The organism is Prevotella communis, assembly GCF_022024175.1.
GTDB classification, from domain to species: Bacteria; Bacteroidota; Bacteroidia; order Bacteroidales; family Bacteroidaceae; genus Prevotella; species Prevotella communis.
Window position 1 is genome coordinate 1,706,201 of record NZ_CP091794.1, and the last position, 15,483, is coordinate 1,721,683.

The window sequence follows — 15,483 nt, forward strand, 5'->3', positions numbered from 1 at the left end:
CTAAACGATTAGAGATATGAAAAATTGGTTCTATTTATCAATGGCTTTCGCTCTGCTGCCACTCTCAATGATGGCACAGGACGACGATATGTATTTCGGCTCCGCCAAGAAGCAGAAGAGTACTTATCGCAACGCTTCCAGCTGGGAGCCTGTCAGCCCTGCACCTGTCTACCATACCGGTTCCAAGCGCGGTGTCGACGAGTATAACCGACGCGGAGGCAATTACGATGTGCAGCCTCAGGATAGCGACATCATCGATTTCTCAGCCGTTGAGGGCGTCTATCCCGACTCTACAGCCGACTACAGCCTGACCAAGAAGATGGCACGCTGGGAGGGTTACACACCCAAGCAGGCCTACTGGGAGGGCTACTATGACGGCACGCACGACACGTGGTACTGGCATTCGCCCTGGTACTATACCTCTTTCTATCCCTGGTACGACTCCTGGTACTATCCCTATGGCTGGCACTACAGCTGGTACTACGATCCCTGGTACTACGACTACTACAGTTGGCATTGGGGCTATTATCCTTACCATTATTATTCTTACTATGACGGTCCTTACATCGGCTATTACCACGGTGGCTCCCGCTACTATGGAACAGGCAATACCGGCACGCTGAGTCGCAACGGCAACTATAGTCGCTCTACCACCGGCGGACGCGTGGCCAACTATACCAGCAGTGCCCGTTTCGACGGTGCCCGCAACCGAGCCTATAACAGTGGTAGCGGACGCAGCACGGTGTCAGGCAATACCAGCCGTTCTACGACGCGCTCTACGACACGTGCCGTCGAACGTTCAACCAATCGCACCGCTACTCGTGCTACGTCGGGCAGCTACAGCAGCTCCAGCAATTACGATGCAGGCCGTGCAGCTACCTTCCAGAGTGGCAACGGCGGCAGTTTCTCAAGCAGCAGTAGTAGTAGCTTCGGCGGCAATCGCTCCAGCGGTGGCTTCAGCAGCGGTGGTGGCACACGCTCTGTAGGCGGCGGTGGAGGCCGTAGCGGAGGAGGAAGAAGGTAAAAAGGTAGAGTGAAAAGTGAAAAATTTGCTACCGCTATAATATTAATCAGTCATCATAATCAGAAAATATGAAAAAGATTGTTTCCCTCGCAGTCTTTACGCTAGCCATGTTGCCAGCGGCTGCACAAGATACGTACGAGAATGCCCGTTTGCTGGGCGCTGATCTCAACGGCACAGCCCGCTATGTGGGTATGGGTGGTGCGCTCGATGCCCTGGGCGCTGATATCTCTACCATCGGCACCAATCCTGCTGCCATCGGTGTGTTCCGTCATAGCACCGCCAGTGTCTCCATGGGCATTGTGTCTCAGGAAGATACGAAGCGGTTCGACCAGGTGGGCAAGACCAATTTCAGTTTTGATCAGGCTGGTTTCGTATATTCTACGCAGACCGACCGCAACTCGTTCCTGAACTTCGCGTTCAACTATCACAAGAGTCGTAACTTCGACCAGATTCTCTCGGCTGCCAACTCGCTCAACCATGCCTCTCTTGGCAAACTGGCCTATGGCAAAAGCTGTCAGTTGGACGAGCGTCAGGGCGGCTACTATCTGGAAGAGAATACGAATGGGGTAGCGGAGGGCTGGTACGACCGCTCGAGCAACAACCGCGCCTACACCTATACGCAGTGGGACCATGTCTATACCAACGGCGTGAACTGGGATCAGGACAATTTTGACCCCAGCGAGCCCTACAAGAACGTGTTCCTCGAGGCCGAGGGCTATGAGTTCGACCGTGCGCATAGTGGTTATATAGCCAACTTTGATTTCAATCTCTCGGGCAACATCAATAATAAGTTGTTCCTGGGTGTCACACTGGGCGTCAAACAGGTTGACTATAAGGGCTATAGCGAGTATCTGGAGCGCGTCGTAGATGGTAGCGACCGCTATATCGGCAACACCGTTTTGGCCGACGAGCGTAAGATTACAGGTACGGGTGTTGACCTCGCTTTTGGTGCCATCTACCGTCCAATCGATGAGTCGCCATTCCGCGTAGGACTCACCATCACCACGCCAACATGGTACAACCTGAAGTCACGCAATGCCACGGTGCTTTTCAACGCCACCGACTATAATAAACTGAATCCAGGCCTTCGCAACTGGGGCTATGATGAGTTCTCAAGCGGTGAGACCTATGAGTTCAGATACTACACGCCGTGGAAGTTTGGCTTGAGTGCCGGCCATACCTTTGGCAACTACCTGGCACTGGGTGCCGGATGGGAATATGCCGACTATGGTTGCGCTGACAACCGCATCAACGACGGAACCTACGACGAATACGGCAATCCTGATTCCTATAGCGACGACGTGATGAACCGCCACACGGAGAATACATTAAGGGGCGTTTCTACACTTAAAGCTGGTCTGGAATTCAAGCCCGATCCAAGTGTTGCCGTACGCTTTGGCTACAACTACGTGTCGCCCATGTATCAGGAGAATGGGGTACGAGACACCCGTCTGGGCAGCATCGGCAACTGGTATTCCAGCACGGCCGACTATACCAACTGGAAATCTACCAACCGCATCACCTGCGGACTGGGTTTCAAGCACGAGGGCTGGAATTTTGACCTGGCATATCAGTACAGCGCCACAAAGGGACAATTTTTCCCGTTCCAGAGCATGAACTTCACAGATATCGTGCCAAACGACGACGGCTCTTACAATTATGAGATAAACGCCAGCACACCAAGCGACGTCAAGTTCAATCGTCATCAGCTGCTGTTCACCGTGGGCTATACGTTCTGAATCTTAAGGAAAAATAAACAAACGGCGTATCTTTCACTGAGAGATACGCCGTTTTGTTTAATTATAAAGTTTACGCCATTTTTTGCTTAAAGAGGATAGACTATATTATCCTCTCAAAATATCTATTTATCATAATGCCGATTCTCGTTAGGAATAGGCAAAGAAAAATAGAAAGGTTCTTTTCATCATTCTCGAGCCATTTTCCAGCCGCGGTACATTTCGCTCATTGCTAGTTTACAATGCGTAGTGCAGAAAAACTTACTCACTTACAACTTACTCACTTCGGACATTTAGGTTTTCCTAAATCGGATTGGATATGGAAAAGGAATAAATGGATAAATTAAGAAGTAATATACTAAAATATATCTTATATTATAATATTAATATATTAATATTATAATATAAAAATTCTGTTTAGAGATAATCTCAGAATACAGATGTCCGAAGTGAGTAAGTTGTAAGTGAGTAACCTGACATGATCTAAGATTTGAAATTATCATACCTTTTGCGTCAAGATGTAAAACAGATAAAGCATATGGAATTTGCGACATGGCTAAAGAGAAAATTTTTCATAGTGCACAAGGAAGTTCTGTATAGCTTAGAAGTAAAAACAAGGATTAAGGAAAAGGTTTTAAGAAATAGGAATATTATTTACAACCTTTAAAATATTTAACAATTTTACTACTCTCTACCCTATCAACTTTTTCCTTAGCATCTTATACAGGTTTAAATACAAAATATTACATTACTGAACTTTCGCAAGTGAATATTCATTCATCAAGCGACTAATTTATACATTTGATATAGCTTATGGAACTTAGGATTGGCATCAATAACCGCAGAAAGCAGTTCACTGGCATCGGCAGAGATCATCTCTGCGATTTCCAGGATGGTGTCCAATATAAGTTCCCATATCCTGTCCGAAGCGGACAGCTCCAGAGTACCAGCAGTGGCTTCACGGAAGAGTTCTCCGACGGTCTCGTAGGCCTCAAACCGCTTCACCGTGCAAAGTATGTTGTACTGCATCATGATCAGCGTAAAGCTGGCAATCTGTGCAGAGAAGTGTACGCTCTGACATCTGCCGAAGTCGAGCAGTTGCTTCTGGTCGTGATAAGCCACCTCGGTAGTCCAGCGGATAGCGTACGTCCTGTATGCTTTGAGAAAACTAAGCGAGAGGTCCGTAGTGAGCAATCCATTCCAAAGCCCATTCCTGCCTCGTTTCGAGAAGAACAAACGCACGGTGGTACCTGCAAACTTCACATCGATGGTGCAGTAGGTACATCTGAGTGTCCTGTTATGTTTGGTGAGGCCCTGCTTCTGGAGCTTCTTGATAATCTGCTTAGCAGTCAAATCACCCCACTGGGTGTGGTATTTGGTCTTGCCCAGCTTGATCATGCCTATCAGATGACACTTGATGTGGCGGCTGGTAATCAGGCGAACGAAGTCTGCACTGGTAAACCAACTGTCAACCAGCAGATAGTCGAAACGTATTCCACGCTTGATAGCGTACTTCACCATCTCGATTGCCTTGTCAGTCTTCTTCATGGTGTATTCTTTTATGCGCTCCTCAACACATTGCCCCGTATAGTCGGCAGAGAAACGCTCACTGCGTTGCTTGTCCGTCAACCCTTGCTTCTTGTCAGGATTACTGCCTTCTTCACCATGAAGCGAGAAATCGAGAAACAATTGGCTCATGCCATCGCACAGAAGCAGCGTCAGACATTTGTAGCCGAGGATGCTCTTATGTCGGATATGAGAGAAAACCTTGCCGATAAGTTCACTCTTGCGACCACTCTTTGGAGCGTCTGTGTCATCGATAATCAGGCAGACAGGCTTGTCATGCTCAGCCTCGGTGCTACGGCTGATCTTACGCAGCAGCTGGAGGTTCATCGCATACAGCAGTTTGCGCCACTTGATATCACCATCATTCATAAAACGATAGAACATGTCCTTCTCACAACAGAACAAGCGGCTTAATGAAGAGCCAGAGTACCGGTATGCATTCCTGACGACGAAGAAAGGGAACAGCATCAAAAGATTAAGGACCTGCACGTTCGTGAACTTGCAGTTCTCTTTCTTCTCTGTCCCTATCTGCTCCGGACGTATGTTTATGCACTCCATCACTCTCATAATCGCATTAATTGCACGGTTATTCTCATTTTCTGAGAAAAAGCTTCTCAAATCTGAAATAATTGTTGTACCTTTGCTCACGGCTTCTAAGTTTGAACTTTATTGTTTGGCGACTATAAAGTTACTCATTTTCAGTGAGTTGAGCAAACTTCGAAGCCATTTTTATTCCTATTTTATGTTAAATTATGCAGGTGCGCCATCACTTGCGAAACTTTAGTTACATTATTTATTGGTACTTTCAATAAAAAACTGTACCTTTGCGGTATGTCAAGAAGTCGTGAAGAAGCCGAGAAAGCAGGCATACAAATTAAAGAGATACATCATAACATGAAGCGACGTTTCCCTTGTCATAATTATAGCGATAAGGGTACGTATATGATAACCTTGGTCGTGGAAGGACGCAAGCCACTTTTCGGCAGATTGCAAGGCGACGGTCTGGCCTCAATGGGTAGCGAAAACGAGCCTAAGGTGGTCCTATCGCCTCTAGGCAAGGCTATCCAGAACTTCGAGATACAGAAAATTCCTACCTTTTATCCGATGGTAGAGGTTTGGAAGCTCTGCATCATGCCAGATCATCTGCATATCATCATCAGAGTAAAGGAAAAGATGCCCGATGGAAAGAACCTGGGACAGGTGGTGCGCGGATTCAAAACTGGGTGCACAAGGGCTTGGTGGGTACTCAGCGAAAGAGAAAAGACCTTCGGAGAAGCGAAGGGGACAGGAGCTGCTGATGCCGCACGCGGAGAAATGAAGAGAACGGGAGATGCTGACGCAGTGCGTGTTCCAGCTGGTTCTCCAGCGGGCCTTCGTCCTCTCCTCTTTGAGAAAGGATACTGCGACAAAGTTCTGCTACGCCCTGGGCAGCTTGACAACTGGAAGCGATATCTGGATGATAACCCACGACGACTGGCCATTAAACGCCAGCACCCCGACTACTTCACTATTATGCATCAAGTAAACATAGGGAAATGGCGGTGCAAGGCAGTAGGTAACCGTTTCCTTCTCAATAATCCAGAAAAAGCGGCGGTGGTCGTTCATAGTGCCTATAATGACGCAGAGTTTGCTGAACTGAAAGCCAAATGGCTCGCCCTTGCTGAAAACGGCGGTATTCTGATAAGTGCTGCTATCGCTAAAAGGGAAAAGGAGGTGATGCGTGAGGCGATGGACCGCGGTTATTGCCTAATCTATCTTCGCGAGAACGGTTTCCCTGATTATTATAAGCCGTCTGGTGAGTCTTTCACCGCCTGTTCCGAAGGCCGACTGTTACAGATAAGTCCGTGGGATTACCACATGCAGCGTAAGACTATCTCGCGAGAACAATGCCTAATGCTTAACCGACTGGCAGAAGAGATAGCCAATACGCCCTACTTCCCATTTGTTTCATAACCTTCAGTACTTACAAAATACAAAAAATGGGGTTGGCGCATTGCCAACCCCTATTTTTATATAAGATAGTTTGTTTTTTATTTGATTACGACTTTGCGGCCGTTGATGATGTAGAGGCCACTCTTAGGATTGGTTACCTTCTGGCCATTCAGGTTGTAAATGGCTGAGGTCTGCTTGGTGGCCTGAGGTGCGGTCTCGATACCGGTCTGAACCATGGTATCCACCACAACTACCTCGTCAAGGAAGAAACGCTTGGCGGGAGTGAACACCAGCTTGACATCGCCAGTACCTGAGATGGTGGCGGTGAAGGTGGTCCACTCGCTGCTCTTCATCGTGAACTCTGAGGGCTCGATGAGTACGGTGGCACCAGTAGCTGAGAGCTTCAGGCCGGTACCGTCGTTGCCCCAGCTTGCTGCCTTGAAGGTCAAGGTGTGAGTATTGCCGGCGAGCGTGATAGTGGGAGATGTAGCAACGCCGCTCTTCTTACTGCTTCCGAAGCGTGCACACTGATAGCCACCATAGAGGGCTTCAGCATCCCATCCGTCGTTGTCGGCTGCGAACGTTGAACTTGCTACAGAGCTACCCCAATTGTCATCGTTGGCGCCCGTTCCTGCACAATCATTGAATGACTCGTAGAACACGGCTCCCTCGGGCACATCGGTAGTTGTACCGCCGTTGCCACCGGTGCTGGTGTATTCAGCCACATAATTGAATGAGATAGTGCCATTGGCATTGAGGGTGATATCCTCGACAGAAGAGTCAATCCAGTTGGTGCCGTTGGTATTCTTGTTAAAGAACTGGGCAGCCTTCTTGGCAATCTTGTCAGAGGTCTTGAAGTCCTTGTTAAAGGCTGTCACATTGGTCAGGGGGAACACATCATTCTCTTCGGTGAAATAGGTCTCACCCATATATGTTTCCTTCTGGCAACGGCCGTCGGCAGGAACAACCACCATGCGCTGGTGGTCAGGATCATCGTTAGGACCATTATTGTACCATACATCCTTATCGTAGTCGCAGTGTACAATCAGCAGACCTGCATCGTAAAGTGAGGCATCCCAGCCCTCCAGCTGACGGTTCTCCAGCATGAGGAACTCGTTCTTATTACCTTTATTATAGATGATATAGCTCTGGCCGCCATTCTGCAGCGACTTCATGTTCTGCACCTGCACATCCTCAGCATCCAGTTCGATGGGCTCGAGCCATCCGGCCATCCACATCTCGTAACTGGTATAACCGGCAGGCTGGTAGCCGTCGCCATTATAGGAACCAGCGCACATCAGGTCCCAAGAGCCCATGCCCTGACCGCCACTGTAGTCGATGTCGTAGAAGTCGGGATATCCCAGACAGTGAGAGAACTCATGGCAGATAGTGCCCAGACCGTCGATTTCCCGACTGCCATTGAGCTCAGAGCCACATGCATAATTATCGACTTTAAGATTCTGAGCTACTGTAACAGCACTGGTTTCACCGCCATAAGACAAAGAATACGCATGGGGCCAGATGGTATTCTCTGCGCCACCGTCGGCCTCACCCATACCGGCATAGATCACATAGACCTGATCCACCTCGCCATCGTTGTTCCAGTCATACTGTTTCCAGTTGGTCACCTCGTTCTTTGCCAGGTTGACAGCCTCGAAAACCATCTGTTCAGGATGCTGGTCGTAACCTTCTGAGTCGTTGCTGCCGTAATAGCTGGCTTTATGACTGACCGTCACAGGACCTACGATGTCGAAGTCGAGCTCAAACTGTCCGCGGCTCTGAGCCTTGAAATAGTCGGCCATAGAGCCCTTGAACTTACCCTCAGAGAAGCCCTCCTCGTTGGCAATACGCGTAAACAGTTCATTAGTATGCTCAGCCTGGAATGTCTCGTCCTGGAAGTTGACCAGGATAATCAGTCCCTTTTTCTGACCTGTATAATGGGTGGCAGCGTCTGTTGGCATGCGTCGGACACGTCGGGCATTTTCCTGCTGTCGGAGCGATCGGGCACGCTTTAGTGTGACCTGAGCGTCGATGGCCTGATAGAAGTCACCCTTCAAGGTGTAGGCCTTGCCGTCCTCACCCTTCCAGATGTGACCAAACTCGTCACCTACGAGCATCGCTTTAACCTCTGTGCCGTCGACCAGCTTCAGCGTTTTCCATTGTCCGCGCTTGGCAGGGACAGCTATTGCCGATGAGGTGATAATCCCCAAGGCAATTGTCATCAATAGTTTCTTAATCATTCGTTTGTTTGTAAAATATATTTTAATGGGTTAACAAAAATCGCTTTTTAAAAGCGTACAAAGGTACGTATTTTCCTGTATAAAACAAAAAAATTGTCCTAAAAAAGAATACCTAACGATACCAACAGGCCGTAAATGAAGATGTTGCGCGCCGTTGCACCCAGACAATTGTTCAGTTCCCTACCCTTCCAGATGCGCTTCATCTTCAGATAGGTGAGCACATGCAGCACCAGGTAGATGAACGGCAGGCCGAACGCCCACCAACGGCCGTTGAGCCCGAAGACAAGGCCCATCAGACAGGCCACGATGCCTACCATCAGATAGAGCATGATAGCCGCCTTCTCGCCCACATGGACCACGAGGGTATTCTTGCCAGCCTGCTTGTCGGTATCGCGGTCGCGGAAATTATTGACCAGCAGCAGTCCGTCAATGACAATGCCGCATGCCAGCGAGGCCGTGAGGACCTCAACGGTGGTGGTATGCAACTGGATATAGTACGTGATGCTGACAGGGATGAGTCCGAAAAATACCAGCACCAGCACGTCGCCAAGTCCCATATACGAGAGGTGCGTGGTATAGAGGAAACAGAACACCACGCAGAGCACGCCGATAAGTACCATCTCCAGACCGCCAAACCACACGAGGGGCAGTCCGACGAGGCAGGCCAGGACGGTGGTGGCAGCAATGGCATGACGCATCCGCTCGATGCTCACCCACCCCTGTGTACAGGCTCGCTCAGGCCCCAGACGCGTCTCACGGTCGTCGGTGCCCTTGGCGTAGTCCACGAAGTCGTTGATGAAATTGGCATCTATCTGCATGATAAAGGCAAAGAGCAGGCAGAGCGCAGCCGCCCACCAGTTGAACACATCGCCAGCATACTGCTGTGCGTCCTTCCAGGCCAGCGACAAACCTATCATCACGGGTACGGCGGCACCCGTCAGAGTCTTTGGTCGTGCGGCCAGAAACCATGCCTTAAATGAGTCTTTCTTTACGTCCATCTCAATTTTTTCTGAAAACGCTTGCAAAAGTAAATAAAATCTTGTATATTTGCAAACCAAACCTTGAAAAAGTTATGATAAAAAACACTGCCAGTCTTGACCTCGTAGAGTTTATTGAGACGCAGATACTGCCCCAATACGCTAATTTTGACCGTGCACACAACATGGAGCACGTGACGCGTGTGATTCGCCGTTCGCTTGAATTAGCCAACCGCACAGGTGCCGACATCGATATGGTTTACACCATTGCCGCCTACCACGACGTGGGCATGTCGGGCCCCCGTGCCGTGCATCACATCACGGGCGGAAAAATCCTGCAAAGTGATGCCCGCCTGAAGAAATGGTTCTCGGCCGAGCAGATTAAGATTATGAAGGAAGCCATTGAGGACCACCGGGCTTCGGCCTCGCGCGCCCCACGCAGTCTGTATGGAAAGATTGTGGCCGAGGCCGACCGTGACATCGTGCCCGAGGTGGTGTTCCAGCGTACGGTGCAGTTCGGACTGGCCAACTACCCCGAGCTGGACAAGGAGCATCACTGGCTGCGCTTCAAGGAGCATATGGACCAGAAATACTCGGCCAACGGCTATATACGCCTGTGGATTCCGGGCTCGCCTAATGAAGAGAAACTGACGGAACTGCGTAACATCATTGCGAATACGCCCCTGTTGCGTGAGAAGTTCAATCAATATTATGAATTAGAAACTAAATCCGAAGAAGTATGACAAACAAGGAATTGATGCGACGTGCCATCGAACTCTCCAAGATGAGTGTCCAGAATGGCGGAGGTCCCTTCGGGGCCGTGATAGCCTGTAACGGCAAGATTGTTGCCGAAGGGTCAAACTGTGTAACGTTAGACTGCGACCCCACGGCCCATGCCGAGGTGTCGACCATTCGCAAGGCCTGCAAGGCCCTGAAGACATTCGACCTGAGCGGTTGCGAGATCTATACCTCGTGCGAGCCTTGTCCGATGTGCTTCGGTGCTATCTACTGGGCACACCTCGACAAGATATACATGGGCAACGACCGTAAGGATGCAGCCAAGATCGGATTCGATGATGACTTCATCTACCAGGAGATTGCGCTCAGCCCAGAGCAGCGCGAGAAGCCCTCGGAAATCCTGTTGCGCGACGAGGCGCTGGAGGCTTTCCGTATGTGGGAAGAGAAAGATGATAAGACGGAATACTAAGACAGGTAGAAGTATCCGGCTCCTAAAGCGGCCAGTAGCACGATGAAAACGATGATTTTCAGCATGCAGCTGGCTACTTTTTTTATCATATATGCTGCTGCGATGATGACCAGCAGCGCTACGGCATAGAATATCCAGTTCTCAAACATGTGTGTTTCCTGATTTTATTTGAACAGTTGACGGAAGGCTGTGGGTACAGGGGTCTCAAACTCCATGGGTTCGCCCGTGCGGGGGTGCGAGAAGCACAGGAGCCAGGCATGGAGGCACAGACGGTGAATGGGGTCGTCGCCATTACCGTATTTGGTATCGCCGCATACGGGATGGCCCATGTCGGCAGAATGTACGCGAATCTGGTTCTTGCGACCCGTCTCCAGCTTATATTCCACAAGCGAATGTTCGGTAGTGCGGTCCAGTACATGGAAATGCGTGATAGCCAGTTTGCCACCATTGTCCACAGGCGATGAATAGGTGACGTAGGCCTTGTTGTCCTTCAGCCAGTTCTGGATAGTACCCTCGTCCTGCTCCATCTCACCGCTCACCACGGCCACATAACGGCGGTCGTAGACAATCTGGTGCCAGTTGTGCTCCAGTATCTGCTCGGTCTCCATATCTTTGGCATAGACCATCAGGCCACTGGTGTCGCGGTCCAGGCGGTGCACCACATGAGCCGTACACTTCTGGCGACTCTTCTTGAAGTAATCGTCAAGCACGGACTTCACGTTGAGCGAGGAATGACCTGCAGCCATCGACAGAATACCGATATTTTTCTCTACGACGATGAGCCACTGGTCCTCATACACAATCTTGACGTAGCGGCTCTTGAACGACTGTTGGTTGCGCTTGGTCTTGCTGACGGCCACCTTCATGCCACGTTCCAGCTGGAAGTCAAACTGTGTCACGGTCTTGCCGTTGACCTTGATACCACGTCCCTGCAGCGTCGCCTTGATCTTGGTGCGACTCTCCTTGACGTTTTCCAACAGCCATTCCAGCAACGGCTTTTGTTCGTTCACTACATAGTGATCATACTCACCCATGCGGTTATATCCAGTATTCATTCTCATTGTTCACAAACTGTATATAAGTAATTCTTGTCTATTCTCTCTGTCGTCGTAAACCACTCTGCCTTAGCGTTTTTCAGAGTTTCCTTCATGTTGTCATTGATGCCTTCGCCAGTCAGTTTCAGCAGGCTCTCCTTCATGGTCCACAATCGGATGAAGGCCAGTCCGGGATTACCCGACTGATGAATCTGCTGCATTTCGTCATCGCTCATGGCATAGCGTGCTACCGACTCACTGTAGCGTCCGATGCTTTCCACGTCAATCCCAACGGGTCTGCGGCTCAGTACGCAAACGGCAGCCTCCTTGCAATGACTCAGACTGAAATAGAGTTCAGGGTGACCAACGATGGAAGGTTTTCCGTGTTCTCCATATTCGAATATAGGATTTTCCAGGATGCCCTCCTGTTCGCGCAACGCCTGTTTCAGCAGCATATAGGCAGCCACACAGAGGCGCTGGCCCTGTTCAAACTTAAACTGAAGGGCCTGCTCTCGTCTCTGACTGCTGATGCTTTGCAGGGCCAGTTGCAAGTCGAAATCTCCTATATGGTCGTTGATATATACCTTCATTCGTGTGAAAAGGTACGAAATGGACTCCCGAAGTGCTTCGAGAGCCCATTCTTAAGTATCATGATTGCGGATTATTTATCGTCGCGCTCAATCCAAGCCAGCACGTCGCCCTTGCGGACCTTGGCACCCTGCTTGGCGCTTACCTCAACGAGCTTACCACCGAGGGCAGCAGGCACGGGAACAATCTCGCCCCATTTCTCCATGAGGTAGCAGAAGGTCTGACCTTCTTGGTACTTCTGACCGATGAACGGCTCCAGACAGGGAGCACACTCACCCTCGCCATTGAACTCGTAGAAAATCTGTCCGGCAGAGGGAGCTACCAGGGCATCAGCCTTAGCATGCTTGAAGGCAGAGAGTTCCTCGGCACTCAGTTTTGAACCGAGTTTGGCATCCTTGGCTTTCTGGAGGTCGGCCAGGAACTGCTTCTTAGCCTGCCCGCTCTTGAAGGCACGATACTGCTCGGGGTGCATAGCCAGTTCGAAGAGTTCCTCATTGTCCTTACCGTAGTCCCAACCGTTCTCGTCCATCTCCTTCTTAAAGCCGTCGAGGGCATTCTCAAGAAGTGTGTGGGGATCAACATCTGTAAACTCGCGGTTTTGTTTCTTAGCCAACTCAACAAGCTCGGGGTCGATAGTTCCAGGAATCTTTCCGCTCTTACCAAGTATCATGCCCCACATAGCGTCGTCCATCATCACGAAGCGACCCTTACCCTGCTCGATGGTGAGGAGGTTCATCAGGGCGATATTCTTGGTGTACTGAGAGAACGGTGTCACCAATGGGGGATAACCTACACGTGGCCATACGTACTCTACCTCGTTGAACAGCTTCACCAGCATGTCGTCCATGGTCAACTCGGGCTCGCCTTTCTGAACGCGAATCTTGTTGATCATGGTCTGGATGCCACCAAGGTCGGCCATCATGGAGCCCATCATGCCACCAGGCAGTCCGCAACCCAGCAGGAGTGAAGACATGTGCTTGTTGGCAGGATTGATGAAGTAGCCCAGCCACTCGTCGATGAACTCCTGAGTGAGCGTACGGGCCTGCATATAGGCATTCATATTGATTTCAGGTACATCGAAGCCCTCGTTCTTCAGCATAGACTGAACAGAGATGATATCGGGATGAACCTTACCCCATGACAGAGGCTCGATAGCGGTATCGATGATGTCGGCACCATTGTTACATACCTCAAGGATAGAGGCCATAGACAGACCGGGACCTGAGTGACCGTGATACTGGATGATGATCTCAGGGTGCTTGGTCTTGATAGCCTTGGTCAGGGCACCCAGCATAGCGGGCTGACCAATACCGGCCATATCCTTCAGGCAGATTTCCTCGGCACCAGCGGCGATAACTTCGTCGGCAATGTTTGAATAGTAGTCAACGGTATGAACGGGTGAGTTGGTGATACAAAGGGTGGCCTGGGGAATCATGCCTGCAGCCTTGGCCCACTTGATAGAAGGGATGATATTACGTGTGTCGTTCAAACCGCAGAAGATACGGGGGATGTCCACACCCTGAGCCTTCTTGACCTTATACATCAGCTCGCGCACATCATCGGGAACGGGATACATGCGGAGAGCGTTGAGACCACGGTCCAGCATGTGGGTCTGGATGCCGGCCTCATTGAAGGGCTTACAGAATGCGCGTACAGCATCGTTAGGATTCTCACCTGCCATGAGGTTCACCTGCTCAAAGGCACCACCATTGGTTTCTACACGTGAGAAACAGCCCATCTCAATGATCACAGGGGCGATACGCTCCAACTGATCCTTGCGTGGCTGGAATTTTCCAGACGACTGCCACATATCGCGGTAGACGAGACTAAACTTGATTTTCTTCTTTGTTGCCATAATATACTATGTTTATATCTAAATTCTCAAATTGGATGCAAAGGTACGAAATAAATGAGAATTATTAATTAAGAATTAAGAATTATTTCGTATCTTTGCCGCAAATTACAGACAATTATGAAAATTAATTCATTATTTTTTACGATAGCCGCCGTGATGCTTGTAGCGTGCGGTGCAAAACAGGAAACAGAGAAAAATAAAGAAATCCTGACAACAGAGGTTAACGATGACCAGACCATCTACGGATTGGCTTGCGACGGATGCAACGATACTGTGGTGGTGTTTCTGCGTCTGCCTTACAATGGCAGCGATCCTGATACGCTCTATATCCTGGATGCGGTGAAGCAGCGACATATCATGGGAAAGATACGTATAGGCGACAAGTTGGCTATCATGCAAAATGAAGCTGACTCGACGGTGGCCGACCTCGTGATTGTCACCGAACAGCTCATGGGACAATGGCGCCACCTGGTATACCCCACCCTGCACGAGCGTGCCGACATGGAGGGAAACACCGAGCGACAGAAGATAGCTCAGTTGCCCGACTCCATCAAGGCGCTGCTGGCTATCCCCAAGGAATACGGACTGGACATCCTGCATGACAACATGATGTATGTGCCCGGCTCTCACGTCAAACATGTGACGTCAGACGAAGAATCGCCCGTGGAATATCCCATCGCGCAATTCTACAACGAATGGAAAATATTCAACGGACGATTTGTGATGCTTCACTGCGCAGCCGACTCGCTGGGCGAGATGCAGACGCTGGCTTCTGATACCGCAGACGTGGTGCTGCTGGAAGCCGACTCGCTGATGCTGCGCTTCAAGGATGGCGTGCGCAGCTACTACCGGAAGGTAGAGGAGCCAAAGGAATAAAGGCGCTGCTCTGCCATCTTTTCATACTTAGTGCCTGGCCGGCCGTAGTTGGCATAAGGATAGATACTGATGCCGCCACGGGGCGTGAACAGGCCGATAACCTCAATATACTTTGGGTCCATCAGCTTCACAAGGTCTTTCATAATGACGTTGACACAGTCTTCATGGAAGTCGCCATGATTGCGGAAGGAGAAGAGATAGAGCTTCAGGCTCTTTGACTCCACCATGCGCTCGTCGGGGATATACAGGATTTTGATTTCTGCAAAGTCGGGCTGACCGGTGATAGGACACAGCGAGGTGAACTCGGGACAGTTGAACTGCACCCAATAGTCGTTCTCGGGGTGCTTATTCTGGAAAGTCTCCAGCACCTCAGGGGCATAGTCCATCTTGTATTCGGTCTTACGTCCAAGCGTTTGCAGACCTTCGTTTTCTCTTGAACTCATAACGT

The 15,483-nt window shown here is 50.0% G+C and carries 14 protein-coding genes; 6 read left to right on the top strand and 8 right to left on the bottom strand.

The annotated features are described in order from the left end of the window. The first annotated feature begins 16 nt into the window (after positions 1–16). Both L6466_RS06980 and L6466_RS06985 read left to right on the top strand, forming a co-directional pair. Positions 17–1,024, top strand: coding sequence for a hypothetical protein (locus L6466_RS06980; protein ID WP_237803378.1), 1,008 nt, complete (start codon positions 17–19; stop codon positions 1,022–1,024). Between the two features lie 68 nt (positions 1,025–1,092). Continuing rightward, positions 1,093–2,763: a hemin receptor gene (locus L6466_RS06985; protein ID WP_237803376.1), complete on the top strand. Its 1,671-nt coding sequence runs from the start codon at positions 1,093–1,095 to the stop codon at positions 2,761–2,763. Between the two features lie 777 nt (positions 2,764–3,540). On the opposite strand, the gene L6466_RS06990 is transcribed toward L6466_RS06985, so the two are convergent. After that, positions 3,541–4,974 (bottom strand): IS4 family transposase, encoded by a 1,434-nt coding sequence (locus tag L6466_RS06990; RefSeq protein ID WP_431356516.1) that lies wholly within the window; start codon positions 4,972–4,974, stop codon positions 3,541–3,543. 183 nt (positions 4,975–5,157) lie between these two features. Here L6466_RS06990 and L6466_RS06995 point away from each other — a divergent pair, with 183 nt between their 5' ends. Continuing rightward, positions 5,158–6,279 carry a hypothetical protein gene (locus tag L6466_RS06995; protein ID WP_237803373.1) on the top strand — a complete coding sequence of 374 codons (1,122 nt, stop codon included), beginning with the start codon at positions 5,158–5,160 and terminating at the stop codon, positions 6,277–6,279. Positions 6,280–6,356: 77 nt separating this feature from the next. Here L6466_RS06995 and L6466_RS07000 read toward each other — a convergent pair whose 3' ends face one another. Further along, on the bottom strand, positions 6,357–8,498 hold the full coding sequence (locus L6466_RS07000; protein ID WP_237803372.1) for a M6 family metalloprotease domain-containing protein: 2,142 nt from the start codon (positions 8,496–8,498) through the stop codon (positions 6,357–6,359). Between the two features lie 98 nt (positions 8,499–8,596). Beyond that, positions 8,597–9,496: a 1,4-dihydroxy-2-naphthoate octaprenyltransferase gene (gene menA / locus L6466_RS07005; RefSeq protein WP_091818671.1), complete on the bottom strand. Its 900-nt coding sequence runs from the start codon at positions 9,494–9,496 to the stop codon at positions 8,597–8,599. A 74-nt stretch (positions 9,497–9,570) separates the two neighbouring features. Between menA and L6466_RS07010 the strand changes: the two genes are divergently transcribed. Together L6466_RS07010 and L6466_RS07015 are read left to right on the top strand one after the other, a co-directional pair. After that, positions 9,571–10,218: an HD domain-containing protein gene (locus L6466_RS07010; protein WP_091818672.1), complete on the top strand. Its 648-nt coding sequence runs from the start codon at positions 9,571–9,573 to the stop codon at positions 10,216–10,218. Next, entirely contained in the window at positions 10,215–10,682 is a 468-nt protein-coding gene (locus L6466_RS07015; protein WP_237803371.1) for a nucleoside deaminase, read from the top strand. The genes L6466_RS07010 and L6466_RS07015 overlap by 4 nt, the downstream gene beginning before the upstream one ends. Here L6466_RS07015 and L6466_RS07020 read toward each other — a convergent pair. From L6466_RS07020 to L6466_RS07035, 4 genes are all read right to left on the bottom strand, one after another. After that, positions 10,679–10,831 (bottom strand): hypothetical protein, encoded by a 153-nt coding sequence (locus tag L6466_RS07020; protein ID WP_176757049.1) that lies wholly within the window; start codon positions 10,829–10,831, stop codon positions 10,679–10,681. The two genes, L6466_RS07015 and L6466_RS07020, sit on opposite strands and share 4 nt — an antisense overlap. A 15-nt stretch (positions 10,832–10,846) precedes the next feature. Beyond that, complete coding sequence (locus L6466_RS07025; RefSeq protein ID WP_237803370.1) at positions 10,847–11,737, bottom strand: RluA family pseudouridine synthase; 891 nt, start codon at positions 11,735–11,737, stop codon at positions 10,847–10,849. Positions 11,738–11,739: 2 nt separating this feature from the next. After that, a complete protein-coding gene (locus L6466_RS07030) occupies positions 11,740–12,306 on the bottom strand; it encodes a 4'-phosphopantetheinyl transferase family protein (RefSeq protein ID WP_237803369.1) in 567 nt (188 codons plus the stop codon). Positions 12,307–12,377: 71 nt separating this feature from the next. After that, a complete protein-coding gene (locus L6466_RS07035) occupies positions 12,378–14,159 on the bottom strand; it encodes an oxaloacetate decarboxylase (protein ID WP_237803367.1) in 1,782 nt (593 codons plus the stop codon). 117 nt (positions 14,160–14,276) lie between these two features. On the opposite strand from L6466_RS07035, the gene L6466_RS07040 reads away from it, so the two are divergent. Next, entirely contained in the window at positions 14,277–15,035 is a 759-nt protein-coding gene (locus L6466_RS07040; RefSeq protein ID WP_237803366.1) for a lipocalin family protein, read from the top strand. Here L6466_RS07040 and queF read toward each other — a convergent pair. Then, complete coding sequence (gene queF / locus L6466_RS07045; RefSeq protein WP_237803365.1) at positions 15,005–15,478, bottom strand: preQ(1) synthase; 474 nt, start codon at positions 15,476–15,478, stop codon at positions 15,005–15,007. The two genes, L6466_RS07040 and queF, sit on opposite strands and share 31 nt — an antisense overlap. Between the last annotated feature and the right edge of the window lie 5 nt (positions 15,479–15,483).